This is a genomic window from Streptomyces sp. NPDC045022 (assembly GCF_056432605.1).
The window spans coordinates 15,989-40,815 of record NZ_JBWKIR010000034.1; the positions used below are offsets into that span (position 1 = coordinate 15,989).

General features: G+C 69.9%; 18 protein-coding genes and 2 pseudogenes. 9 read left to right on the forward strand and 11 right to left on the reverse strand.

Annotated features, from left to right (window positions below; all coding sequences use genetic code 11):
• Positions 1 to 170 precede the first annotated feature (170 nt).
• The 3 genes and pseudogenes from AC07C1_RS35805 to efeB form a co-directional block, all read left to right on the forward strand.
• A pseudogene (locus AC07C1_RS35805) lies at positions 171 to 272 on the forward strand (DUF6624 domain-containing protein); the annotation flags it as partial.
• Between the two features lie 194 nt (positions 273 to 466).
• On the forward strand, positions 467 to 2,497 hold the full coding sequence (efeU, locus tag AC07C1_RS35810; RefSeq protein ID WP_478946008.1) for an iron uptake transporter permease EfeU: 2,031 nt from the start codon (positions 467 to 469) through the stop codon (positions 2,495 to 2,497).
• Positions 2,498 to 2,553: 56 nt separating this feature from the next.
• Positions 2,554 to 3,837 carry an iron uptake transporter deferrochelatase/peroxidase subunit gene (gene efeB / locus AC07C1_RS35815; RefSeq protein ID WP_478946010.1) on the forward strand — a complete coding sequence of 428 codons (1,284 nt, stop codon included), beginning with the start codon at positions 2,554 to 2,556 and terminating at the stop codon, positions 3,835 to 3,837.
• Positions 3,838 to 3,963: 126 nt separating this feature from the next.
• Here efeB and AC07C1_RS35820 read toward each other — a convergent pair whose 3' ends face one another.
• Both AC07C1_RS35820 and AC07C1_RS35825 read right to left on the reverse strand, forming a co-directional pair.
• Entirely contained in the window at positions 3,964 to 5,136 is a 1,173-nt protein-coding gene (locus AC07C1_RS35820; RefSeq protein ID WP_478946012.1) for an MFS transporter, read from the reverse strand.
• Between the two features lie 376 nt (positions 5,137 to 5,512).
• Positions 5,513 to 6,017 (reverse strand): annotated as a pseudogene (locus tag AC07C1_RS35825) (COG4705 family protein).
• 205 nt (positions 6,018 to 6,222) lie between these two features.
• Between AC07C1_RS35825 and AC07C1_RS35830 the strand changes: the two are divergent.
• Positions 6,223 to 7,257 carry a bile acid:sodium symporter family protein gene (locus tag AC07C1_RS35830; RefSeq protein ID WP_478946014.1) on the forward strand — a complete coding sequence of 345 codons (1,035 nt, stop codon included), beginning with the start codon at positions 6,223 to 6,225 and terminating at the stop codon, positions 7,255 to 7,257.
• 7 nt (positions 7,258 to 7,264) lie between these two features.
• Here the strand turns inward: AC07C1_RS35830 and AC07C1_RS35835 are convergent, their stop codons facing one another.
• The 4 genes from AC07C1_RS35835 to AC07C1_RS35850 all read right to left on the reverse strand — a co-directional run bounded on the left by AC07C1_RS35835 (position 7,265) and on the right by AC07C1_RS35850 (position 12,169).
• On the reverse strand, positions 7,265 to 8,116 hold the full coding sequence (locus tag AC07C1_RS35835) for a HAMP domain-containing sensor histidine kinase (protein ID WP_478946015.1): 852 nt from the start codon (positions 8,114 to 8,116) through the stop codon (positions 7,265 to 7,267).
• A 664-nt stretch (positions 8,117 to 8,780) separates the two neighbouring features.
• Entirely contained in the window at positions 8,781 to 9,515 is a 735-nt protein-coding gene (locus AC07C1_RS35840) for a transposase (RefSeq protein WP_478946016.1), read from the reverse strand.
• Positions 9,516 to 9,912: 397 nt separating this feature from the next.
• Positions 9,913 to 11,307 carry a phospholipase D-like domain-containing protein gene (locus AC07C1_RS35845; protein ID WP_478946018.1) on the reverse strand — a complete coding sequence of 465 codons (1,395 nt, stop codon included), beginning with the start codon at positions 11,305 to 11,307 and terminating at the stop codon, positions 9,913 to 9,915.
• A complete protein-coding gene (locus tag AC07C1_RS35850; RefSeq protein WP_478946020.1) occupies positions 11,291 to 12,169 on the reverse strand; it encodes an AAA domain-containing protein in 879 nt (292 codons plus the stop codon). The genes AC07C1_RS35845 and AC07C1_RS35850 overlap by 17 nt, the downstream gene beginning before the upstream one ends.
• Before the next feature lie 344 nt (positions 12,170 to 12,513).
• Between AC07C1_RS35850 and AC07C1_RS35855 the strand changes: the two genes are divergently transcribed.
• Entirely contained in the window at positions 12,514 to 12,666 is a 153-nt protein-coding gene (locus tag AC07C1_RS35855; protein WP_478946022.1) for a hypothetical protein, read from the forward strand.
• Positions 12,667 to 12,854: 188 nt separating this feature from the next.
• Here AC07C1_RS35855 and AC07C1_RS35860 read toward each other — a convergent pair whose 3' ends face one another.
• The 3 genes from AC07C1_RS35860 to AC07C1_RS35870 form a co-directional block, all read right to left on the reverse strand.
• On the reverse strand, positions 12,855 to 13,175 hold the full coding sequence (locus AC07C1_RS35860) for a hypothetical protein (RefSeq protein WP_478946024.1): 321 nt from the start codon (positions 13,173 to 13,175) through the stop codon (positions 12,855 to 12,857).
• Entirely contained in the window at positions 13,135 to 14,028 is an 894-nt protein-coding gene (locus AC07C1_RS35865; RefSeq protein WP_478946025.1) for a DEAD/DEAH box helicase, read from the reverse strand. Before AC07C1_RS35865 ends, AC07C1_RS35860 begins: the two co-directional genes overlap by 41 nt.
• A gap of 345 nt (positions 14,029 to 14,373) precedes the next feature.
• Entirely contained in the window at positions 14,374 to 14,577 is a 204-nt protein-coding gene (locus AC07C1_RS35870) for a cold-shock protein (protein WP_003973099.1), read from the reverse strand.
• A 1,693-nt stretch (positions 14,578 to 16,270) separates the two neighbouring features.
• On the opposite strand from AC07C1_RS35870, the gene AC07C1_RS35875 reads away from it, so the two are divergent.
• The 4 genes from AC07C1_RS35875 to mgtA are packed head-to-tail and all read left to right on the forward strand — an operon-like array spanning position 16,271 to position 22,920.
• On the forward strand, positions 16,271 to 17,119 hold the full coding sequence (locus AC07C1_RS35875; protein WP_478946081.1) for a GAF and ANTAR domain-containing protein: 849 nt from the start codon (positions 16,271 to 16,273) through the stop codon (positions 17,117 to 17,119).
• Positions 17,120 to 17,151: 32 nt separating this feature from the next.
• Positions 17,152 to 17,883, forward strand: coding sequence for a GAF and ANTAR domain-containing protein (locus AC07C1_RS35880; RefSeq protein WP_478946082.1), 732 nt, complete (start codon positions 17,152 to 17,154; stop codon positions 17,881 to 17,883).
• A 25-nt stretch (positions 17,884 to 17,908) separates the two neighbouring features.
• Complete coding sequence (locus tag AC07C1_RS35885; protein WP_478946027.1) at positions 17,909 to 20,320, forward strand: phosphoketolase family protein; 2,412 nt, start codon at positions 17,909 to 17,911, stop codon at positions 20,318 to 20,320.
• Positions 20,302 to 22,920: a magnesium-translocating P-type ATPase gene (gene mgtA / locus AC07C1_RS35890; protein WP_478946029.1), complete on the forward strand. Its 2,619-nt coding sequence runs from the start codon at positions 20,302 to 20,304 to the stop codon at positions 22,918 to 22,920. The genes AC07C1_RS35885 and mgtA overlap by 19 nt, the downstream gene beginning before the upstream one ends.
• A gap of 83 nt (positions 22,921 to 23,003) precedes the next feature.
• Here mgtA and AC07C1_RS35895 read toward each other — a convergent pair whose 3' ends face one another.
• On the reverse strand, positions 23,004 to 23,984 hold the full coding sequence (locus AC07C1_RS35895) for a slipin family protein (RefSeq protein ID WP_478946031.1): 981 nt from the start codon (positions 23,982 to 23,984) through the stop codon (positions 23,004 to 23,006).
• 223 nt (positions 23,985 to 24,207) lie between these two features.
• Positions 24,208 to 24,528: a hypothetical protein gene (locus tag AC07C1_RS35900; protein ID WP_478946033.1), complete on the reverse strand. Its 321-nt coding sequence runs from the start codon at positions 24,526 to 24,528 to the stop codon at positions 24,208 to 24,210.
• Between the last annotated feature and the right edge of the window lie 299 nt (positions 24,529 to 24,827).

Consider the following 24,827-nt stretch of genomic DNA (forward strand, 5'->3'; position numbering starts at 1 on the left):
CCAGTTCTCCATCTTCCCTGGTCAGCCGCTGAGGGTGGGGAGCAGGCCACTGCTGACGGCCCCACGTGCGGGCTGACCCGCATAGAACCATACGGTCACAGGTATCGACGCCTGTCGCACCCCGAGGACATGCTGCGGCAGCTTGCGCGCACGGCCGCAAGCAGGTCTAGGGAACTCAGATCGCCGGCGTGATGGACGGGGCGCCGGTTTCATGGCCCTGTGAAGAACCCGAGCGCATGGACGAACTCCGTACGGAAGTCGGCAATGTCCCGGTCGGTGGCACCGGGCCGGGCGAAGGCGACGTGGTTCCGCAGACCGCACTGGAAGAACTCCCGGGTTTTACCACTGCATTACTGCTCCATGACCATCATGACTACAGGTCTGTAGTCATGATGGTCCAGCCTTAGTTAGGGTTGCCTACGCTAAATGGGCGCTGCTCGTACGGAGGCCGCCCGGGGAGGGTCGCATGTGGGATGACGCGTTTCCGAGTTTCCTGATCGGGCTGCGGGAGGGGCTCGAAGCGGGACTCATCGTCTCCATCCTCGTCGCGACCCTTGTGCGGGCCGATGCCCGCTCCCGGCTGCCGCAGGTGTGGACGGGCGTACTCGCGGCGATCACGCTCGCCATGAGTTTCGGCGCGGTCCTCACCTTCACCGCAGCCTCCCTGTCGGCGACCGCGCAGGAAGCCTTCGGCGGCACCCTCAGCGTGATCGCGGTCGCGTTCGTCACCGCCATGGTGTTCTGGATGCGCCGCTCGGCCCGCAGCCTGTCCGGTGAGATAAAGGAGAAGGTCACCGGCGCCCTGGCCATGGGCTCGGGTGTGCTGATCCTCACCTCCTTCCTCGCCGTGGGCCGGGAGGGTCTGGAGACCGCGCTGTTCCTGTGGACCACGGCCCAGGCAGCCGGCGAGTCCTCCGGCCCTCTGACCGGCGCCGCCATCGGGCTGCTCCTGTCGGCCGCCCTGTGCTGGGGCCTGTACCGGCGGGTCCTGAAGATCAACCTGACGAAGTTCTTCACCGCCACCGGCGCGGTCCTGATCGTGATCGCGGCCGGCGTTCTCGGTTACGGGCTGCGCGACCTGCAAGAGGGCGGAGTGCTGCCCGGCAAGGCGGCCTACGCCGTCGACCTGAGCGGCAGTATCGACGCCGGCTCCTGGTACAGCACCCTGGTGCAGGGCGTGTTCAACCTGACGCCAGCCATGACCTGGCTGCAGGTCTTCGGTTACGCCGGCTATCTCGCCGTGGTCATGACGCTGTTCGTGCGCGGCCTGCGCGCCACGGCGCCGAAGCCGGCCTCCGGCAAGGCGGCCCCGGCCCCGGACGCCCCGACGCCCGCGCGGCGCCGCCCTGCCTGGGTGGTTCCCGTCGCCGTCGTCACCGTCCCCGCGCTCCTCGCGGGTCTCGCCGTCGCCTTCGGCCGCCCCAAGCCCGGCGCCGCCCAGACCGTCGCCGTCTCGGAGAAGGACTGCGGCGAGGGTTTCACCGCGCCCAGCCCCGGCCGGCAGACCTTCCAGATGCACAACACCGGCGACAAGACTGCTGAGGTGTACCTCATCGACCCGGCCACGAACGCCGTCTACGGCGAGATCGAGGGCCTGGCCCCCGGCACCACCCGCGCCCTGGTCGCCACTGTCGCCGACGGCGCATACGCCTGGCGGTGCGTACCCAGCGGCGGCACCGCGGTCACCTCCGAGGCTGTCCGCGTCACCGGTGGCGGGGCCGCGAAGGCGGTCGTCCCGGTCTCGGAACACGGCCTCTCGGGCCCGCTCGCGCAGTACCGGACGTACGTCGACGAGGGCCTGGCCGCTCTCGTGCCCCAGACCCGCACCCTGGCCGACGACATCAGGCACAACCACCTCGGCAAGGCCCGCACCGACTGGCTCACCGCGCACCGCACCTATGCCGCCCTCGGCGCCGCCTACGGCACCTTCGAGGACTTCGACCAGAAGATCGGCGGAAGGGCCGACGGACTGCCGGACGGCGTGCACGACAAGACCTTCACCGGCTTCCACCGCATCGAGTACGGCCTGTGGCACGGCGAGCCCGCCACCTCGCTCACCGCGCCGGCCCAGCAACTGGCCGCCGACGCCGCCGGCCTGCGGAAAGCCTTCCCGCACCAAGACTTCGACCCGTCCGACCTGCCGCTGCGCGCCCACGAGGTCCTCGAGAACACACTGCAGTTCGAGCTGACCGGCGACACGGACGAGGGCAGCGGCACCAACCTCGCCACCGCCGACGCCAACCTCGCCGGCACCCGCGAGCTGCTCACCGTCCTCAGGCCGCTGCTCACCAGCCGCTCTCCGCACCTGCTGCCGACCGTCGACGCGGACGTCGCACGGCTGCAGAAGCTCCTGGACTCCGCCCACCATGGCAGCTACTGGACCCCCGTCGGACAGCTCGACGCCACCGCCCGCGCCCGCGTCAACGGGGCCACCGGCCAGCTGCTGGAGGACCTCTCCCCCGTCCCGGACCTGCTGGAGATCCGGAAGTCCGCCTGATGACCACCGCACACCACCTAAGCGACGACCCCGCAGGCACCGAAGGGAACGCCCCCATGCCGTCCGCCGAAACCCCCGCCCCGCAGGGTGGCTGCCCGGCCGGCGCCGACCGCCGCTCCTTCGTGAAGACGGCCCTCGGCGCCGGAGCAGCCGGCGCGGTTCTGGCCGGCGGCGGGCTCGCGCTCGCCGAGAGCGGCGGTGGCACCGCACAGGCGGCCGCGCAGACGGAGAACGCCGCCGAAGTGCCCTTCCACGGCCTCCACCAGGCCGGCATCATCACCCCGGCGCCGGCCGCTGCCACCTTCGTCTCCTTCACCGTCATCGCCGAAGACCGCGCGCAGTTGGTGGAGTTGCTCAAGACGCTCACCAGCCGGGCCCGCTTCCTGACCTCCGGCGGCATCCCCGCCGATCTCGGCGTCGGCGCCCCGCCCTCCGACAACGGCATCCTCGGCCCGACCGTCCCCGCCGACGGCCTCACCATCACCGTCGGCGTCGGCGCGTCCCTCTTCGACGACCGCTACGGCCTCGCCAAAGCGAAACCCCGCCGCCTCACCCCCATGCGGACCTTCCCCAACGACAACCTCAAGCCCGACGAGTGCCACGGTGACCTGTCCCTGCAGATCTGCGCCAACCGTCAGGACACCGTCCTGCACGCGTTGCGCGACATCGCCCGGCACACCCGTGGGGCCATGCAGATCAAGTGGCGCATCGACGGCTTCCAGAACACGCCCCGCCCCAGCGGCGCCCAGCGCAACCTGCTCGGCTTCAAGGACGGCATCGCCAACCCCGACGTCGCCTCGTCCCGAGAAAGCAACCGCCTCATATGGGTCGGGGGCGGCGCCGGCGAGCCCGCATGGGCCAGGGGCGGCAGCTACCAGGTCATACGGATCATCCGCATGCTCGTCGAGTTCTGGGACCGGGTCTCCCTCACCGAGCAGGAGAAGATGTTCGGCCGCCGCAAGGACACCGGCGCCCCGCTCGACGGCGTCAAGGAGACCGATGTCCCCAACTACGCCAAGGATCCGCACGGCAACGCGATCCCCCTCGACGCCCACATCCGCCTCGCCAACCCACGCACCGCCGCCACGGACGATTCCCGCATCCTGCGCCGCGGCTACAACTACGACCGCGGAGTCGACGATGTCGGCAACCTCGACATGGGCCTGGTCTTCTGCTGCTACCAGCAGGACGTCAAGCGCCAGTTCGAGGCCACCCAGACCCGGCTGATCGACGAACCCCTCGTCGACTACATCTCACCCACCGGCGGCGGCTACTTCTTCGCCCTGCCCGGAGTCCGCGACACCGAGGACTGGCTCGGCCGCGGGATGCTCGTGAGCTGACACGGATTCCTCAAGCTCGTCCTTTTGCCGTGCCGCCCCGGCTTTCGAAGGTGTCCGTCGCTCCATGCCCGGCCGCGCAGCGGCGTGGTGACCAGAACGCCCGGTGCCTGCTCGCACGTTCACCACTCAGTGGGCGGGCGTGGAGCGCACGGCCCGGGTGAACCACAGCAGAACGAGCGCGGCGGTCTGGATGCCTGCGACGACGACGATCAGAAGGGGGATGGAGACGTCGTACAGGACCCCGGCCAAGGCGCCGCCGACCAACGCGGCCGCACCCATGATCCCGGCGAAGACGCCGTATGCGGTGGCCCGGCGGCCCACGGGTACGAGGTCGGCGACGGTGGCACGCAGAGTGGACTCCTGGACGCCGACCGCGGCACCCCACACCAGCGCCCCCGCCACGGCCACTCCCACCGTGTCGGTGAAGGCCAGGGCCGGAACGGCGGCGGACAGCAGCGGCAGGACGACCAGGACCTGGGCGCCGAACCGGTCGTACAGCCAGCCCGTGGCCAGCGCCGCCACCGCGTCCGCCGCCATGGCCGCCGCGTACAGCACCGGCACCATAGCGGTCGGCATCAAGTGCCGGACGACCAGGTGGTAGGAGAGCACACCGAAGGTGGCGAAACCGGTCAGGGTCGCGGCGGTGAAGACCGCGTAGGCCCAGAAGGCCCGCGGCAGCTTCCTCTCCCGGGACCCGGCAGGAGGCGGCTCCCCGGGCGCCGCCGTGCCGATGGTGGTCTCGTAGGCGACCGGATCGGGAACCCTGGCACGCAACCAGAGCAGCAGCGCGACGGCGGCCACGCCGGGCAGCGCAAGCAGCCCGAGCGCCGGGGCGTAGTCGCCGCCGGTGAGGGCGAGGACCCCGGCCACCGTGAGCGGGCCGACAAGAGCGCCGACCTGGTCCATCGCCTCGTGCACAGCGAAGCCGCGGCCTCTTCCGGTGGCGGCGGTGGCGTGCGAGAGCAGCGTGTCCTTGGCCGGGGAGCGCACGGCCTTGCCGACGCGTTCCGCGATCACCAGGGTGCAGGCCACCCACAGCACTCCGGTCAGACCGAGCACCGGGACGGTGGCCGCGGTCAGCACGTATCCGGCGATCGTCCATGCCCAGAAGCGGCGGCTGCGGTCGGCCAGCGGTCCCGACGCCAGACGCAGTCCGAGCGCGGCGGCCTCGCCCGCCCCCGTGACCACGCCGACCACGGCCGCGGAGGCGCCCAGGTGAGCGAGCAGCGGGCCGGTGACGGAACGGGCGCCCTCGTAGACGAAGTCCATCAGCAGACTGACGCCCCCGAACGCCGCCACGAACCGCCACGCTGAGAGCTCCCGGGCAGGTGGGTTCGACGGCTCGGGCGTGGCGGACGTGGTGCGGGCAGGCTTCATGGACTTCTCTCGAGGCTGTCGCGTGCCCGGCAGGCCGGACATGGCTTCTTGGACGTCGGACCACCTCCTGGGAGCACTCTCCTCTTCACCGGACGATCCGGCAGACGCATCTTCTCTCGACACGCTGCAGCAGTCAGGTGGGGAAGCGGGCGCAGGACAGGAGGCAGGGCCGCGGACGGGGCGAGACTGCGGTGCCCCTGAGTGTGGGCGTAACCCGTCCGACCGACCGGTACGGCCAACAGCACGGCCGACGCACCCGCCGTACCGAGGTCGAGACCGCCCTTCGCGATCGGCTTGGTCAGGAAGTTCCGGCTGACGCGCCGAGCGGGCGGATCAGCACGAAGGCGATCCGGAACAGGAGCACGTTCGGCACGACGGGCACCCGCATCAGGGCCACCAGCACCACCAGGACGCCGGTTACCAGCGTTGCCCTGCCGGCGTAGCCAGGCCCGGGATGTCGGACAGGAAGTCGCCCATCGAGGTGCCGAGCGGGCGGGTGAGGATGCAGGCGATCCAGAAGTCCACACCGCGTCGAGGCCCAGCGCGAAGTGCACGATCGCCACGGCGGCGATGGCCAGCGCGAACAGGACCGCCGCGAGCCAGTGGCCGAGGTCCATGCGCTCGGAGACCAGATCGCCGCCGGTGCACGCCCGCGCGGTACGCCATGGTGCGGAACTGGGCGACGAGGTGACCGCGAGCGGCGCGCTCATGAACACGAACACTCCGGTCAGGCCCAGGCCGGCCTTCTCGTTGAGCAGGTCGGCCGCGGTCTCGCCGACCGTCGTGCACAGCACCTTGATGATCCAGAAGTAGGCGGTGACCTCGGGGAGCTTGTTTCAGCGCGGACGGTGGAAAGGGCGAGCGGAGGCACTCGTGCCGGGTTCGGCCTCGGGAGTCTCGGAGAGTTCGTAGGTCATGGGCAGGACGTTGCCAGCGGTTACCTGAACGCATCCTGACTGCCGCGCGGCTTTCCCGGTCCGCCGGGTCCGGCCTGATCACGATGGGGCCATGCACACCAGCGCCGGGTCCTGGCTGCGGCACCGGCTCGGCCGCGCCGTCGTCCTGTCCTACGCCCTCGCCCTGATGCTGCCCGCCCCCGGCCTGTGGCTGCGCCGCCCCCAGCCCTTGCCGCCGTCGCACCTGACAGTGCACACCGCACCGCTCCTGCTGTCCCTGGTGCTGTTCTCGGCCGGGCTCCAGGTCCCCGTCCGCGCGCTGGGTGCACTGCTGCGGCATCCGAAGGCCCTGCTCGCCGGCCTCGTGCTGCACCTGGCGATCCCACTGGCGGTCCTGCCGTTCGTCGCCTTCCTCCTGCGGCGCACCCCGGACACCGACGGCGGCAGCGGACTGCTCACCGCGATGATCCTCGTCGTGGCGATGCCCGTCGCCGCCGGGGCCACCGTGTGGACCGACAAGGGCGACGGCGACCAGCCGACGATGGTGGGCCTCGTCCTGGCCTCCACCCTCCTCAGCCCGCTCACCACCCCCGTGCTGCTGGCGACACTGTCGCCGCTGCTCAGCGGCGGCTACGCGCACACCCTCGCCGACACCGGCCGGCTGGCCGAGGGTGGATTCGCCCTCACCGCCGTGGTCCTTCCCTGCGCGGCCGGCCTGCTGGGCGCACTCGTCCTGCCCGCGCGATGGCTGGGCCGCCTGGTCACGACGGTGGCGCCGTCGGCCATGGCCGGTTCGCTGGTCCTGACCTACGTCAACGCCAGCGGCGCCCTCGGATCCGTCCTCACCCGGCCACGCCCGCTGCTGTGCGCCGCTGCCCTGGCCGTGGCAGCTCTGGTCTGCCTGCTCTCCTTCGTCCTCGGCCGGGTCGCCGCCCACCTGCTGCGGCTGGAGGCGGCTACCGCCTCGTCGCTGACGCTCGCCTGCGGCATGAACAACAGCAGCGCGAGCGCGGTCCTGATCACCGCGTCCCTGCCCGACAAACCGCACCTGCTACTGCCGGTCCTCGCCTACGGGCTGCTGCAGAAGACCGCCGCGAACCGGATCGTCACCCGGCTGAGACCGGCTCCCACCGCAGCTGGCACCTGAACCCTCCTCAGCCGTCGCCCTCGGAGCCGGGCTCCTCGCGGCGTACGGGGACGAGCAGGGTGAAGGCGGCTGGACGGCGGCCGGTCAGGGAGAGTCTGCCGCCCAGAGACACGGCCAGGTCGCGGGCGAGGGACAGGCCGATGCCGGAGCCGTCCCCCGCGCCGGTGCGGCCGCGGTCGAACAGATGGGACGCCTCGCCGTCCACCGCGCCCTCGTCGGTCACATCGAAGGCGACGGCTTCCCCGAGATCGCGGGCCGTGAGGCGCACGGTGCCGCGCCCGTGGACGCGCGCGTTCTCCAGCAGGACGCCGAGGATCTCGGTGACCGGGGCGCCGAGGACGCGAACGTCGTCCCCCGTCTCAAGAGCCCCTGCCTCCAGGCGTCTGCCGTCGCGGGCGAACAGTCCGTGCCAGCGCTCCTCGGTCTCGCGCAGCAGCTGTGACACGGGCGTGCCCGGGGCGGGCCGCCGCGGCAGGCCGTGGAAGCGGGACAGGCGCAGCACCTCCTCCACCGTGCGGTGCAGGCGGCGCGTGGTGGCCAGGGCCTCCTCCAGGGCGGGCCGCAGCCGGGCGTCGTCGTCCTGGGCGATCCCCGCCTCCAGGGTGAGCTGCAGCCCGGTGAGCGGGGTGCGTAGCTGGTGGGAAGCGTTGGCGGTGAAGTCGCGCTCGTGGCGCAGGAGTTCGGTCAGGCTGTGCAGCATCTCGTTGTGGGTGCGCGCGACCTGGTCGATCTCGGCGACGCTGCTGGGCGCGGCCCGGGCGCTCAGGTCGCCGGCGGTGACGGCCCGGCAGTGCCGGGAGAGGTCCTCCAGCGGCGCGGCCAGCACCCGCGCCTGCCTGCGGGCGACGAGGACGGCCACGGTCAGAGCGAGATATCTGCTGATCGGCCCCCGTCAGTGCAACGAAGGTAGCAAGCCCGTCCACCCCGGTGGCGCAGTCGCTCAGGACGACCCCGTACGGGCGGAGGGCAGTGAGAAGGGCGCTGTAAGTAACCGCGTCGAGCGGTTCACCCGGCGCAGCGGTGACCGCGGCCTCGGCGAGAATCTCCAGGCCGGAAGGCGTGCGCGAAGTGAACTCCCGGATGTCGAAGCCGGGTTCGCCAAGACGAGTGGCCAAGGCCCGCAACGAAACTCGGGTGCCGGGGGCTGGGGCATAGCGCCGCAGCATGCCGTCGTTTGCATCCACCGCGATGATCTGGTCGTCCCGCTCAGATGCAAGGATGGCGCCCAGGCTGGCTACCGTCGTGGTTTTCCCCGTGTTTCCGTGCGGGCTGACGACCGCGACGAGATGGGTGCTCGCAGGCGGAACTGGCGTACGGATGGTCGCGCCGAGGTCACGGGCATCATGTTGAGGAGATGTCTTTCCGAGCTGCCACCACCGCCGACCTGCTGCCGACATCGGCCACCTCCCCCCGGTCACACGTCACGCTGGCCCAATTTGCCTTTGCGTCCATCAGCTCACGCTGGGACATACCCAGACATCCGGTCGCCACTAGGCCCGATGGGCGAACAGTGCCCATTGAACCTACCCAACCACGATGCTAGATCTGGAAGTCCTAAGCCACGCGGCACTCCGGCCAAGCCCGATACAAGGAAGGCCAGTTTGCCCAGTCAATTGCCAGAAGCATGAGTCACCCCATGGGCGAGCCGAGGCTGAGGCCACCCAAGGTGCGGTCATGCACGCAACACGACCGCCAAGAGCCGGGTCCGTTCGATGATCTGCGTGCGGGGCAGTTCGAACGGTGGCAGCTCGGGCAGCGGTGGCTGCGGGTGGAGGCCCCTGTTCATCCTCAGCGCGATTACGCAGACAGGAGCGGTGCTGATGGCACGTCTTCTCCACGGCGGGGGACAGGTTTTTCAGCAGATGGAAGCGATCGGCGATCTCGATCGTGTCGGGAGCCGCCTCACGGACGGCGCGGCTGTACCCGCTGTCGCGACCCCTGCACACGATTTGAGCACCGGGTGTGCGGTCAGCCAGGCGGCCAGGGTCTCGCTGGCCCGGTCCGGCAGCACGTCGATGACCGTGGACTTCTCGACGTCCAAGATGATGGTCCCGTACGACCGCGACCGCCGGAATGCGAGTCGTCGACACCAAGCACCCGCGGACTACGGGACGGAAACGGGCGGTGCATACAGCTGCCCGAACAACCGGGGCCCGTCCGGTCGGCGCCGCCAGGACCCGGCACAGCCGTGCCCCCGGACGGCTGCCCACCGCGAGCGCAACGGCCCGCCACCACACCTTCAGGCCCGGCACGGGCATACTTCGAGGTCAGGCCCTCGACCTGCTCGACGAACGTACGACGCGGGCAGTCCGCGGTGTCACAGAAGAACCGGCGTACCGTCAGCCGGACTACCGTTCACCGCCCGCCGACGGGCAGGTCAGTGAGGTGGCGCTGATACCGGCTGTGCACCCGCCGGGAAACCACCGCGCAGTCAGGACACGCCAACTCTCCGACAGAGCTGTGGGATTCGACCACGACCAGCCCGTGCGTCTCGGTGAACCGGTCGAGCACCAGCCCCACCGCTTCAGCAGCAGAGCCTCCTTCAGCACGCATAAGTCCCGCCTGGTCCTGTTGCCAGCCGGACAACCGCTTCCACCCTTCCGATCCAAGGGTCGAGGAGCCGGCTCGGAGCAGGCAGGGCTCCGCGGTCCGGGCCTATCGGCGGTTGTCGCCAATGAGTTCGAGGTAGCGGGCGTAGTAGGTGTCGGATTTCTCCCGATTTCGGATCAAGGTGCCCTCCTCCACGCGGTAGGTGCGGTCCGGGTCGCCCTTGAAGGAGAGCCAGTTGAAGGAGGTGGTCACCCAGGCGTCGTCGAAGAGGAGGATCTTGGCGTGGTTGCTCTTGAGGCGTGCCACGTGCAGCTTCTCGGGGTATCGGGCAGCGAGGTTGTTGAGCCTTTTGATGGCGTTCGGGTCGGTCCTGTTCTCGCTGTCGTCGTAGCCGTAGGCGATGTCGACCTTCACCCCCCGCTGCAGTCGGCGTTCCAGTTTGCCGACGTACGCCGTGGTGACGATCGCGCTGGTGATCCACGGCGAGATGATCAGGATGCGTTTCCGGGCACTGGTGAGGGCTTCGTCGAGGAGCTCGGGGTGCTCGAAAACACCGATTGCGCGGATCTCCTCTGCCCGCGGCTTTTGGGCCTCCGACTCTGAGGGGAGGGGCGCCGGGGAGTTGAGCTGGACGGCGGCCTGCTCTGCGCGTTTCTGCGCGACCTCCTGCAGGGGGATCCGGGCCTTTTCGAGGTCGGGTTCCAGCAGGGGGCGCTCAGGCTCGGGCTCTACGTTGATGCCGAGGCCCTTGGCGCCGCCGAAGCCGATCAGTTCGATCTCGTGGCGGTCGCTCAGTTCGCCGTCGATGACGACACCGAGCTCGATGTCGACGCGTTCAGCGTCCGCGTAGACGAGGAGCTTGACCGGCAGGACGTGACGGGTCCGAGTCTGGACAATGCTTTTGATTTGCAGGACTTCGCGGGTGGTGGTGCCTTTCTCCTGAAGGAGGGTGGTGATCTCCTCGGCGGTCACCTCGCCGTCCTCGACGGGACCGGAGCGTGCGGCAGGCAGCATGATCATTCCTGCTTCGGTGGCCACGTCCCGGGCGATGGTGCTGCGGCGGCTGTAAGGGGAGGCCCGCCACAGCATCTGGTCGAAGACGAGGGACTGGCTGACCCGGACCGGGACGATGGCAGCCGCCTTCGTCGCAGTGAAGCGGCCCTTCTCGGTCAGGCGCAGCCGAGGAACGGGCGCTGAGCCGGGCACGGGAGCAGTCCACCGCAGGTCGTCGGAGCCGAAGAGGACCGCCACGGTCTGGTTGACCATGGCGACGTCCAGGCCGAGGAACCCGGCGATGGATTCCGGTGTCCTCGCCCCTTGGTCGACGAGCCGCAGGACGTACTCCTCCAGCAGGGGGATGTCCTTGCTGTCCTGGGCGAGGACCTCGGCGGTGATGCGGGCGACGGGCAGGGCCGCGTCGACGATGCCGACAAGGTCGAAGCCGGTGCGGGCACTTCCGAAGCGGACGGCCAGCAGGCTGTCCTCACTGAACGTTGGCATCGCGGATCTCGCAGTCTTCCGGGTGGCTGCTCATGTAGTCGAGGACGTTGCGAAGGGCGCCGGGTTTGCTGCGGCAGAAGCCGGCGTCCCCGACGATGATCAGCCCGAACCGGGCGCTGGAGAGTGCGACGTTGATGCGCCGCCAGTAGGGCTGCCCCAGGAACCCGAACTGGCCGTCGGAGTTGCTGCGGGTCACGCAGAAGACCGCGAGGTCGCACTCGCGGCCCTGCACGGCATCGACGGAAAGCACCTCAGGTGTGAAGTGCCTCAGCTTCTTCTTAGCCAGCTGCTTCTTGAGCGTCTCGACCTGACGGCCGTAGGGCGCGATGACCAGAACCTCCAGGGGCTTGGCACCGGGAGGCTCGACCGCCCCCTTCCCGATCGCGTAGTCGATGACTTCCAGACGTTTCTCCGCGATCTGCGCCTCAAGCCGGTTGGAGACGCCGGTCTCGGTGCCGGACCGCTCCGTCTCACGCCGCCCCGGATGAAAGCTGGTGTCCATCCAGAGCACAGGCCGGTTGATGCCCCTGTACCCCGGCAGCTCGTGCGGATTGGGAGACAGCAGCTCGTTGTCGTAGAAACAGCTGCTGATCATGTTGCCGATGGCGGGCGTCATCCTGTACTGCTCGCGCAGAAGGTGTTTGACCGGCGGCTGTGTATTGTCCGCCAGGTGCTGGAACAGCGTCGTCTGCACGATCTCCGGGGTCAGCTGGTGGTCTTCCATGGCCTTGCCGTTGCGCAGCAGGTCCTCGTCGATAGGTGGGAGCTGCCTGGTGTCCCCCACCAGCACCCACCGCTTCGCGCGGGCCAGCGGGACCAGCGCCTCGGTCGCGGTCGCTTTCGACGCTCGTCGAAGATGCACAGGTCGAAGTCCAGGGCACGTGCTGCCGATGCCCCAAGAATCCCAGGGCCGTGCCGCCCACCACGTTCCGGGTACGCAGGAAACTGGCGATCAGGTGCGGGTCGCTGCCGATCCGCTTGAGCCATTCGCCCTGCAGGCGCAGCAGCCGAATGAGGTCCTGTCCGGGGCCCGTTGCCGGAAATAGGGCCTCGACGGCGTCCCGGCACTCCCGCGCGGTCATGGCCTCGCGCAGGGTGAGGTCACCGTCCAGGGCGCTCTGGATCTCGGCGGCCAGGGCCGCGCGCTGTTCGAGGAGTGTCTCTGCGCACGGCGCTCGACGACTGCCAAAGGCGGATAGGGCAACCATGGTGGAGACGACAAGGGCGGCGCCCCCGGCGGTGACATTCGTCGCCGAACTACTCAGCGTTTCACCCGGCACCCTCTACCACCACATTCCCGACCTGCGCGACCTGCGGGCCGGAGCCGTACTCCGGCAGCTCGCAACTCCCGCGAAGTAATCCAGCTCCAGCAAGATCAATCTCAGCGGCACTCTCTGTACCGCAACTACTCACCCCCCAGGAGGCCCGTGGTTCAGGGGAACTGAAGGTTTCTCGTTGGGAACCCGAGGGTCTGGGGTCCTGATTCCTGGGTGCGGCCCCTTGGGTTGGTTGTGAACCTGCGCGGGGGGTGTCGTCCGGAATCGGTCTCACGCTTCGTCGCGGTGAGTGAGGTGGCCGTCGGTCAGCCGCCAGTAGTACTGGTGGTCAGTCAGTCGCCAGGTCTCGTCGGCGGTGATCGCCTGCGTGATCCATTCGTGGAGTTGCGGGAGGGCCTGCGCTCGTAGAACAGCGCGGGTGGCTGCACGTTCAGTGGCATCGACGGGGTGGACGTCTACGCGGAAGCCGACCATGTCCGGATGGATGCCGCGGCCGTAGTTGCGGGGGTTCGGAGCGATCCATGCTGCTCCCAGGACGATGGTCCCGCTGTCATGTCCGGTGAGGAATGCCAGGTCCGTGACTCGGGTCATGTAGGGGCCGAGGCACTCGTTGATGTCGGTGGTGGTCAGTGGCCAGGCACGGTGCCGGGGCAGTCTTCGAATTCGTGCGGACATGGCAAGCAGAATGGCAGAACAGCATGCGCTGCCCCTCTGGGCGCACTTGGTCGAGCAGGGCGGTGACCTGGGGCATGAAGCCCATGTCGGCCATCTGGTCGGCCTCGTCCAGCACGGTGATGCCCACGTGGTTCAGCCGGCAGTCGCCGCGGTCGATGAGGTCCTTGAGCCGTCCCGGTGTCGCGACCACGACCTCGGCTCCGCCGCGCAGCGCGCCGGCCTGCCGGCCGATCGACATGCCGCCCACCACAGTGGCCAGCCGCAGCCGCACGGAGCGGGCGTACGGGGTCAGCGCGTCGGTCACCTGCTGTGCCAGCTCACGCGTGGGGACGAGGATCAGCCCCAGCGGCTGACGGGGCTCAGCACGCTGCCCAGCGGTACGCGCGAGCAGGGCGAGGCCGAAGGCGAGGGTCTTGCCGGAACCGGTGCGGCCGCGGCCCAGCACGTCCCGGCCCGCCAGGGAGTTCGGCAGCGTCGCTCCCTGGATCGGGAACGGTGCGGTCACACCCTGCCTGCCGAGTTCGGCCAGTAGTTGCTCGGGCATGTCGAGATCGGCGAAGCCCTCGACAGCGGGCAGTGCGGGGGTGATCGTCCTGGGCAGCGCGAACTCACCTTGCACTGCGGCGGGCCGACGGCCATAACCGCCGGAGCGGACGGGGGCGCCGGTACGACGCGGTGCCTGCGAGCCGTAGCCGCTGCCGCCCCTTCCGGCCTCGGCACGGCCGTCAAGAGAGCGGGCGGGGCGGTCGTTCGTGTACGTGCGGTTCATGCGGAACCTTCCTCGATGGGGCACATATCAAGGAATTCCCGCTGCGATGAATGGCATGGAGAATTACAAGTATGGACCGGTGGCAAAAGAAAGCAGATCTGGCCGGCGGAAACATCCGTGGGCACAGGTGCCGAAATGGGTGACGCGATGGGGAGCTTGCGATCCGGGCGCCCGCTGCGGTGCAGCGCTTCAGGACGCGCCTGCGCCCTGGGGGAGGAACCGCTTGTGGTGGTACTGCGGAGTCCTCCGGGGCGTCCCGCGGGTGAAAGCCGCTGCGGGATACGCATGCAGCTGGGGCCCGCACCCCGAAGGATGCGGGCCCCAGCTACGGATTGCGCGTGAGCGTCAGGCCGGAACGATGTTCTCGGCCGTCGGGCCCTTCTGGCCCTGCGCGATGTCGAAGTTCACCTTCTGGCCTTCGAGCAGCTCACGGAAGCCCTGCGCGGCAATGTTCGAGTAGTGGGCGAACACGTCGGCGCCGCCACCGTCCTGCTCGATGAAGCCGAAACCCTTTTCCGCGTTGAACCACTTCACGGTACCAGCAGCCATGTCATATCTCCTTTGGGGCAGTGCATCGGCGTCCGCACTGCGCGGACGCCGTGTCGCCGCGATGATTACCCCGCCCGGAAATGACCGGAAATACAAAAGTGCTCCCGACCGGCAGAAGCCTGGTGGGGACACTTGAAGTTCTGGGAACCACAACTGCAACTGAGATCGACAGTAGCACGCCGGAGCGTCGAGTACCCGTTGGATAATTCCACTCCGCTCTTCGTGACAAGAACTCCCACTGCGCGATCCGCCAAAATCTGATCCCCCCGGGCGCAGATATTGATTCACTCGGAGTGTGATGTCTCAGGAGGAGGTGCCAACGGCACTGGGCTTCCCAGGAGCGCGACGACGTACGCGGCTTCCCGTAGGACGCCGCTCGGAAGGGGTCCAGCATCGTATCGACATGGTGAGGGGCCGGACCGACTGCGGCACCGCTCCGCCTGCGGCGAAAGCAGCGGCCACTTCGAAGGTCGCGGAATCCCGATCGTTTGGGCGATCAAGAGGCGAGGCTAAGCTTCACGGAAGCAGGACGCCGGGAGGCTGCCCGGCAGGCGCTCTGCCCGGACCCTCTACCTGGACCAGACGTCACCATCGGCTCGCCCCGGCTTCCCCCACGCTCTTTCCGCAGCTGCCCGGTTGTCGGATTCCGGCCTGTTCGGACCTATCCGGCGAAGGGCCGGGGACTATGCTGGTGAGCGGACGCCCAGGACCCCGGTGGACGCACGGCCTGCTGACCACGATGCAACGGGAGCGGATTCCCGTCCGGACCCGTCGCATCGTCACGGAGATCCCTGTCGGGCATCGAGCCTCAGAGCGCGGAACCCCGACTGGTACCCACTCACGTCCTCGTACGCCCCGCTCGGTCGCACCCGCCGGGTACGCAGCCCGGCACATCGAGTTCGGTGCCCGTAGCGGTCCCGAGAACACCTGAACGGCTGGAACAGAGGTGTCATGCTCCATTCTGCGGCTGTCCATCCGCCGGCAGGACTCACGTCCGCTCGCGCCGCTCTCGTCCCCTGCAGCGGGCGATGGCGTGTCGTGGCGGCCCCGCCGGCCCGCGGTCAGCCGTGGAGCGGGGAAGATTGCGAGCAGCCCGCCGTGGAAGCACTGTGCCTGCGCCGGCCCAGCCACTGGCATGCCGTCTGGTCCCGCGGGGATCTCGCGGGTCCGTCGCGGAGTCCCGCGCCGCAGCGTCCGGCGAAAAGGCTCGCGAGCAGAGCGAAGAAGTCTGTCCGGGGTGTCTCGCCGCCGCCGTACGGCAGCCCGGATTCGCCATGGTGATCGCGGAGGCCGCGGCCCTGGAGGGCTGCGGGTTCGGATCTTCCCCCGGGCGGTGGCACCGGCTGCTTCGCCGCGCGTCCCCAGCGCCCCGTGTCCTACGTCGGGGCGGCTTGGGGTGGCAGGGATTCGACGGAGCGCTCACGCCCGCCGTCGACCGGATCATCGGCGCCGGCTGCGCCTTCACCGGACGGATGGTTGCGGTACTGCAGCACCGCAATGTGACCCGAAGGTTGCAGGAACCGCTCCTCCCCGAGCGTCAGGCATCACTCCGTGTCACCATGGCGGGCGGGGCCGACGAACCGATCGTGGCCTTCCTGCGCTGCTGGCACCGGAAGGAAGTCGGAAGCGTCCGCAGGCCGGCCGACGGCGCCGTGTTCCTGGCGCTGGTTCCCCCCTTGACCCGGTGGTCACCGTGATCCCCGGCAGCCGGTCGGCGCGGATCCGGGCTCTCGTGGCCGAGCAGGCGGCCCTGCGCGGCGCCCGGGTCGGACTGCTCGACGTGTGTACGGCGGCGGTGGCGGCGCTGCCGGTCGGCGGGGCCGGGATGTCCGCGATGTCCCGCGACCGGGCGAGTCATCCGCTGTGCAGCACCGACTCCGTCAGTCAGCAGCTGGAAGAACTCCAGCTGACACTGGGCGAGGGGCCGTGCGTGGATGCCTTCGTCCTCGGCTCCTCGGTCCTCTGCCCCGACCTTTTGGCCGGTGAACTCCAGCGGAAGTGGACAGTGTTCGCCGACGCGGCCCTGGAAGCCGGAGCCAGGGCGGTCTTCGCTTTTCCCCTGCAGACAGGGGCCATCGGTTCCGGCGTACTCGACCTGTACTCCAGCAGCTCGGTCGAGCTGGACGCGGACGAGGTGGCCGACGCGATGGCCTTCGCCGACACTGCCACGTTGCTTCTGCTCGACGCCCGGATCAGCGAGACGGGTGTCCCGTCCGACGCCGGCGCGTTCGGCACCGACGTGGCCGACACGGACCGGCCGGACGCCGCGTCCTTCGATGACCTGGGCGGTTCCCGGGCCGAGATCGACCAGGCCACCGGCATCCTCACGGTCCAGCTCGGCGTCGGCGTCGAGGAAGCATTCATCCGGCTGCGCGCCCACGCGTACGCCCGGGGGACACGGATCTCGGTGGTCGCCGCCGACGTGGTCGCCCACCGGCTCCGCTTCCCCCAGGAGACGACACCGTCCGACCTGAGACCGCCGGATGCGCGTCCCTCCGACACGCAACCTCCGGACGCGCGACCTCCCGACGAGGAGCCCTGATGCTCACGCCCCCATACACAGAGGTGTGCACGATGAAGGAACAGCTGATGGCCCGGACGTTCGTCGAGCTGGCGGACAGTCTCGTCGCCGACTTCGACCTCATGGACTTCCTGCGCCTGCTCACCGACCGCTGCGTCGATCTGCTCGACGCGAGTGCGGCGGGCGTCCTGCTCGCCGACCGCGACGGCGTGCTGCGTGTCATGGCCGCCTCCGACGAGCGGGTGCGTCTCCTCGAACTCTTCCAGCTCCAGAACCACGAAGGCCCCTGCCTGGACTGCTTCCACACCGGGATCACCGTCTCCGTTCCCGACCTGCGCGACGAGGCCGCGCGCTGGCCCCTGTTCACCGCCCAGGCCCAGCGCATCGGCTTCACCTCCGTCCAGGCGCTGCCCATGCGCCTGCGCGACGAGGTAGTCGGCGCCCTCAACCTCTTCCACACCACCCCGGCGCCCATCAGCCCCGCCGCCACCCCCTTCGCCCAGGCTCTCGCCGACGTCGCCACCATCAGCCTGCTGCAACAACGCACCAGTGAGCGCAGCACGCTGCTCAACGAGCAGCTGCAGACCGCCCTCAACAGCCGCGTCCTGATCGAACAGGCCAAGGGAAAGCTCGCCGAACGCCGCCACACGGACATGGAACGGGCCTTCACGACGCTGCGCGCCTACGCCCGCGCCCACAACCGCCGCCTGGCGGACGTCGCTCGCGCCTTCATCGACGAAACCGAACACCTCCCCGGTCTCAGTCTCAGTCCCGGAAATTCCTGATCAAGCGCCTCGAGAAAGGTTCGTCATGCCACTCGGTTCCACCACCGAGACCTCCCTCGGCACTCCGGCCGGTATCGCCGACATCGACGAGGAGGAGCTGAGCGCCCTGGACGCCCATTGGCGAGCGGCGAACTACCTGGCCGTCGGGCAGATCTACCTCATGTCCAACCCTCTGCTGACCGAGCCATTGGCGCCTGAGCACGTCAAGCCGCGACTGTTGGGGCACTGGGGCACCTCACCGGGGCTGAACCTGGTCCACACCCACCTCAACAGGGTCGTCAAGGCAAGGAACCTGGACGCGATCTGTGTCTGGGGGCCCGGTCACGGCGGGCCGGCCGTGGTGGCGAACTCCTGGCTGGAGGGCAGTTACACCGAGACGTACCCGGACATCACGCGGGACGCGGCCGGCATGACCCGCCTCTTCCGGCAGTTCTCCTTCCCGGGCGGCATCCCCAGTCATGTCGCACCCGAGACCCCCGGATCGATCCACGAGGGCGGCGAGTTGGGATACTCGCTCGCGCATGCCTACGGGGCCGCGTTCGACAATCCGGGGCTCCTGGTGGCCTGCGTGATCGGCGACGGTGAGGCCGAGACGGGCCCGCTGGCCGCCTCCTGGCACTCGAACAAGTTCCTCGACCCGGTACGGGACGGCGCCGTCCTGCCGATCCTGCACCTCAACGGCTACAAGATCGCCAATCCGACGGTCCTGGCCCGGATACCGGAGCCCGAGCTCGACTCCCTGCTCAGGGGATACGGACACGAGCCCCTCCATGTCACCGGGGACGACCCGCATGCGGTCCACCGGGCGATGGCCCGCGCCATGGACGAGGCCCTGAACCGCATCGCCGCCTTCCAGCACGCCGCCCGCGCCGGTTCCGTCATCACCGAACGCCCGAGCTGGCCGGTGATCGTGCTGCGCACGCCCAAGGGCTGGACCGGACCCGCCGTGGTCGACGGCGTTCCGGTGGAGGGCACCTGGCGAGCGCACCAGGTGCCCCTGCCAGCCGTACGCGAAAACCCGGAACATCTGCGGCAGTTGGAGCGATGGCTGCGCTCGTACCGGCCCGAGGAGCTCTTCGACGAGCACGGGCGCCCCCGGGAACAGGTCCTCGCCTGTGTCCCCGACGGCGAGCACCGCCTGGGCGCCAGCCCGCACACCAACGGCGGCCTGCTGCTGCGCGACCTGCCCCTGCCGCAATTGGAGCGGTTCGCCGTCCCGGTCGACAAGCCTGGCGCGACAGCGCACGAGCCGACCCGCGTCTTCGGCGACCTGCTGGCGCAGGTGATGGCCGACACGGGCGAGCGGCGCGACTTCCGGCTGGTCGGGCCGGACGAGACGGCCTCCAACCGCCTCCAGGCCGTCTACGAGGCGAGCGGCAAAGCGTGGGAGGCCCGGGTGCTGCCCACGGACGAGCACCTGGAGCGCGGCGGCCGGGTGATGGAGATCCTCTCCGAACACACCTGCCAGGGCTGGCTGGAGGGCTACCTCCTCACCGGCCGGCACGGCCTGTTCTCCTGCTACGAAGCCTTCGTCCACATCGTCGACTCCATGGCGAACCAGCACATCAAGTGGCTGCGCGTCGCCCGCCGGCTCCCCTGGCGCCGCCCCGTCGCCTCCCTCAACTACCTGCTCACCTCACACGTGTGGCGCCAGGACAACAACGGCTTCTCCCACCAGGACCCCGGTTTCGTCGACCACGTGCTCAACAAGTCGCCGGAAGTCGTGCGGGTCTACTATCCGCCGGACGCCAACACCCTGCTGTGCGTGGCGGATCACGTGCTGCGCAGCCGCGACTACGTCAACGTCGTCGTCGCGGGCAAGCAGCCCTGCTTCGACTGGCTCGACCTCGACACCGCCCGCGCGCACTGCGCCCGCGGCGCCGGGATCTGGGACTGGGCCGGCACGGAGTCCGAGCCCGGCGAGCCCGACGTGGTGCTCGCCTGCGCGGGCGACGTACCCACCCTCGAAGTACTGGCCGCGGCCTCGCTGCTCCGCCGCCACCTGCCCAAACTCGCGGTACGGGTGGTCAACGTCGTCGACATCGCCCGGCTGCTGCCCGCGGAGGAACACCCGCACGGCATGCCCGACAGCGAGTACGACGCGCTGTTCACCCCTGACAAACCCGTCGTCTTCGCCTACCACGGCTATCCGTGGCTGATCCACCGGCTCGCCTACCGCCGCGCCAACCACCCGCACCTGCACGTGCGCGGCTACAAGGAGGAGGGCACCACCACGACCCCGTTCGACATGGTCGTCCGCAACGACCTCGACCGCTACCGGCTGGTCATGGACGTCATCGACAGGGTGCCCGGTCTCGCCGTCCGCGCGGCTGCGCTGCGGCAGCGGATGGTCGACGTCCGTTACCGCCATCACGACTGGATCCGCGTCCACGGGGCGGACCTGCCCGAGGTGGCCGAATGGACCTGGAGTCAGTGACCACCGGAGTGGAGGAGCTGCGGGTGGGGGACGCCGCCGCCGAAGACGCGAAGGCCGTGCTGGCCACGCTCGCGAGCAGTCCCGAGGGTTTGTCGGGGGGCGCGAGGGGTGAGGCGGCCGAACGGCTCACGGCGGTCGGGCCGAACGCCGTACGCACGCACCACGTCCGCCTCCTGGCGGTCCTCGGGCGGCAGTTGCGCAGCGCCCTGCTGATCCTGCTGGCGGTGACGGCCGGGGTCTCGTACTTCTTCGGCGAGCGGACCGGCGCGGTCATCATCGCGGGGATCCTGGTCCTGAGCGTAGCTCTGGGATTCGTCAACGAGTACCGCGCGGAGAAGGCGGCTCAGGCCCTGCACTCGCGGGTGCGACACACGGCCGTCGTGGTCCGGGACGGCGCGGCCGCCGAGGTCGATGTGACCGAGCTGGTGCCGGGCGATGTCGTACGTCTGACGCTGGGGCAACTGGTGCCCGCGGACCTGCGCCTGCTGGAGTGCACGGCGTTCGCCTGCGACGAGAGCGTCCTCACCGGGGAGTCCGCCCCAGCCGACAAGGACGCGGAGCCGGTCGCCGCGGGAGCGGCACTGGCCGAGCTGACCTCCTGCGCGCTGATGGGGACCGTGGTGCACGGGGGCAGCGCGACCGGAGTGGTCGTCGCCACTGGGGGCCGTGCCGAGTTCGGGCGGATCGCGCTGGGGCTGGGCGAACGGCAGCCGGAGACCGACTTCCAGGCGGGGCTGCGCCGCTTCTCCATGCTGCTCCTCAAGGTCGCCGCCGCCCTCACCACGGGCATCTTCGTCATCAACCTCCTGCTCCACCGCCCGCTGCTCGACGCGCTGCTCTTCTCGCTGGCCATCGCGGTGGGCATCACCCCGCAACTGCTGCCCGCCGTGGTGAGCACGAGCCTGGCCACCGGCTCACGGCAGCTGGCGCGACGCAAGGTCCTCGTGAAGCGGCTGGTGTGCATCGAGGACCTGGGCGACATGGACGTCCTGGTCACCGACAAGACCGGCACGCTCACCGAGGGCCGCATCCGTTTCGAGGCGGCCCTCGACCCGGTCGGCACACTGTCCGACACCGTGCTGAAGCTCGGCCTGCTGGCCACCGAGGGCGACCTCGACCAGGTGGGCGGCAACGCCCTGGACATCGCGCTGTGGCAGGCCACAGGCACGCCCCCGGCCGGTCACCACCGGCTCGCGCTGCTGCCCTTCGACCACGACCGGCAGCTGGGCTCCGCGCTCGTCGAGCGCCCGGACGGCAGCCGCCTACTCGTCACCAAGGGCGCGCCCGAGGCGGTCCTGGCCCGCTGTGGTGACGTACCGGAGGAGGCCGCGGGGGTGCTTCGGGAGCACTTCGCGGCGGGCAGCCGGGTGGTCGCCGTGGCCACCAGGGACGCGGACGGGCAGACGTCCCTCACGGCCGCCGACGAATACCGGCTGCGTCTGGCCGGCTTCCTCGTCTTCCTCGACCCGCCCAAGACCGGTGCCGCCGCCTCGCTGCGCCGGCTCGCCGACCTCGGCATCACCGTCAAGATCTGTACGGGCGACAACGCGCTCGTCGCCCAGAAGGTCTGCGCCGACCTCGGGCTGCCGCCCGGCCGCGCCCTGACCGGCCAGGACATCGGGCAGCTGGACGACGACCAGCTGACCCTTGCGGCCGAGACCACCACCGTCTTCGCCCGCGTCTCGCCCCAGGACAAGGCACGGGTCGTACGGGCGCTGCGGCGGCGTGGCCGGGACATCGGGTTCCTGGGCGACGGCGTGAACGACGCGCTGGCCCTGCACGCCGCCGACGTGGGGCTGTCCGTGGACACCGCGACCGACGTGGCCAAGGACGCGGCCGACGTCCTGCTCCTGGAGAAGGACCTCGGCGTACTCGCCGACGGGGTCGCCGAGGGGCGCCGGATCTTCGCCAACACCATCAAGTACGTCCTGATGGGCACCTCCAGCAACTTCGGCAACATGTTCAGCGCGGCCGGAGCCTCCCTGGTGCTGCCGTTCCTGCCGATGCTGCCCTCGCAGATCCTGCTCAACAACCTTCTTTACGACGCCGGGCAGTTGACCATCCCCACCGACCACGTCGACCCGGAGCAGCTGCGCGCGCCCTCGCACTGGGACATCGCCTTCATCCGGCGCTTCATGCTCTTCTTCGGGCCCGTCAGCTCCCTCTTCGACTTCCTCACCTTCGTGATCATGATCCAGATCTTCCACACCGGCGCCGAACTGTTCCGCTCCGGCTGGTTCGTGGAGTCCCTCGCCACGCAGGCGCTGGTCGTCTTCGCCATCCGCACCCGCCGGGTGCCGTTCTACCGCAGCCGGCCCAGCCGCCCCCTGCTGTTCAGTGCCATCGGTGTCGTCGCCGTCGCCGTCGCGCTGCCGATGTCCCCGCTCGCGGGGCCGCTCGGTTTCCAGTCCCTGCCGCTCGGACTCCTCCTCACCCTGGCCCTGATGGTCGTGCTCTACCTGGTGCTGATCGAGGCCGCGAAACACGTCTTCTACGCCCGCGCCGATGCGCGAGCCGCACATCCGCCGGTACGCCACCGCACCCGCCGGCACCGCATCCAACGGCGGGCCGGCCGCTTCAGCCACCCCGGACCGCTGTGACCCCGGTGACAGGCTGTCACCGGGGCCATCAGCGGCACCGCGCCGCACCGGGACGATCGTGTCGCCCCGGGCGGCCGGGACCATCAGCCGCTCAGTGCCTCCTCGGCGTCCCGCCGCGTCGGCCGGTTGTCCCGCCGCTCCCGGGCCACCTCCGCACGGCTGCCGGCCCGCTCTCCGGGCAGGGAGACCGACGGTGTGAGGGCCGGTGCGGGGGTGGCGGGCTCGGGGATCACGGCGCTGGTGGACAGCACGGGGCGCCTGGCGGTCCGGTGCACGCGCCGTCCGTCGGACTCGCCGTCGCCGTCCCTGCTCTGGTGCTCGAAGAAGCGGAGCATCTCCACGGGGAACGGCATCACGAGGGTGCTGTTCTTCTCGGCGGAGACGTCCACCACGGTCTGCAACAGGCGCAGTTGGAGTGCTCCGGGAGTGTCGGCCATGGTCGCGGCGGCGTCGGTCAGCCGCTGGGACGCCTGGAACTCTCCGTCGGCGGCGATGACCCGTGCACGGCGCTCCCGCTCGGCCTCGGCCTGCTTCGACATCGAGCGCATCATCGACTCCGGAAGGGCGATGTCCTTGATCTCGACGCGCTCGATGCGCAGCCCCCAGGGCTCCTCGGTGGGGGCGTCCATCACCTTCTTGAGTTCCGCGTTGATGTGGTCGCGGTCGGAGAGCAGCGTGTCCAGGTCGGCCCTTCCGATGACCGAGCGGAGCGACGTCTGGGCGATCTGGGAGACGGCGGCAGGATAGTTGCGCACGTTCACCAGGGCCTTGACCGGGTCGATGACCTTGAAGTAGACGACCGCGTCGACGGTGAGCGTCACGTTGTCGGCGGTGATGGACCCCTGCGGCGGGATGCCGAGGACCTCGGTCTGTACGGACACCTTCCGCATCCGGTCCCCGATCGGCCGGATGAACCGCAGACCCGGCCCGCGGATGTCCGGCAGCAGCCGCCCGAAGCGGAACACGACGCCCTTCTCGTACTGCTGGACGTTGCGCAGGCTCAGCGCGAGCAGGACGAACCCGGCCACGGCGCACACCGCCAGCACGGTGATCAGAACACCCATGGTTCTCACTTTCCTTACGTCGATGACGGTCCCGGACCTGAGCGGTCCGGGAAGCACACGGCGCGGGAGGACCCCGGCCTGTCGTCTGCGGTGCGGCCGGGGTCTCGGGCTGCTTTTGAGGCTCTGGTCTTGTCGGGCCCGGCTCAGCCGGGAGCGCTCTGCGGTACGCCGGTCCGGGCTCCGCCGGCTGTGGCCCTGGTGGCCGCTGGGGTGCGCACGGCCCTCACCTCGCCGTCGGCGGAGCGGAAACGGCCGGGATCTGCGGGCGCGCAGCCGGATCGCGGACTTCGTGGTCTTCTTCGGAGTCCCAGGCCGCCTGAACGGCCGAGTCGGTCTCCGACATCGTGCGCAGGCGCGCCGCGTCCACCATCAGCCGGTGCACGTGCGAGGTGCGCAGGCAGTCTCGGCCGGCGGCCATCAGCCAGAGGGCCGAGACGGGCGTCGGCTGCACCTGCCCACCGAAGGGCCCCGCACCCGGCGCGGCCGGCCAGTACGCGCGGTTCAACAGGCCCCCGCTACTCAGCGCCGACAGCGGATCGAGCACGGCCGTCGGCGAGGAACCGGGAGGAGCGCAAGAGATCCGGAGTGACGTAGAGCAGGGCGTACTTCCGGGGATCGGCGTGGGGGAAACGGTCGCAGTCATGACGCGAACCCTGCTCCGGGCCGACCGGAACCGGCCCGGCGTGATCAGATCGCCGAAAGCGACAACGACGTCGAAGCCGGTGTACGAGATACTCTCGGTAACACCAGCGTACTCCGTCGACGGTCCGAGCGGACTCCACATCGGTGCAGCCCGGCCGGCCCCGGGACCGGGCACGTGGAGCCTGCCCAGCCGGGTCCGGC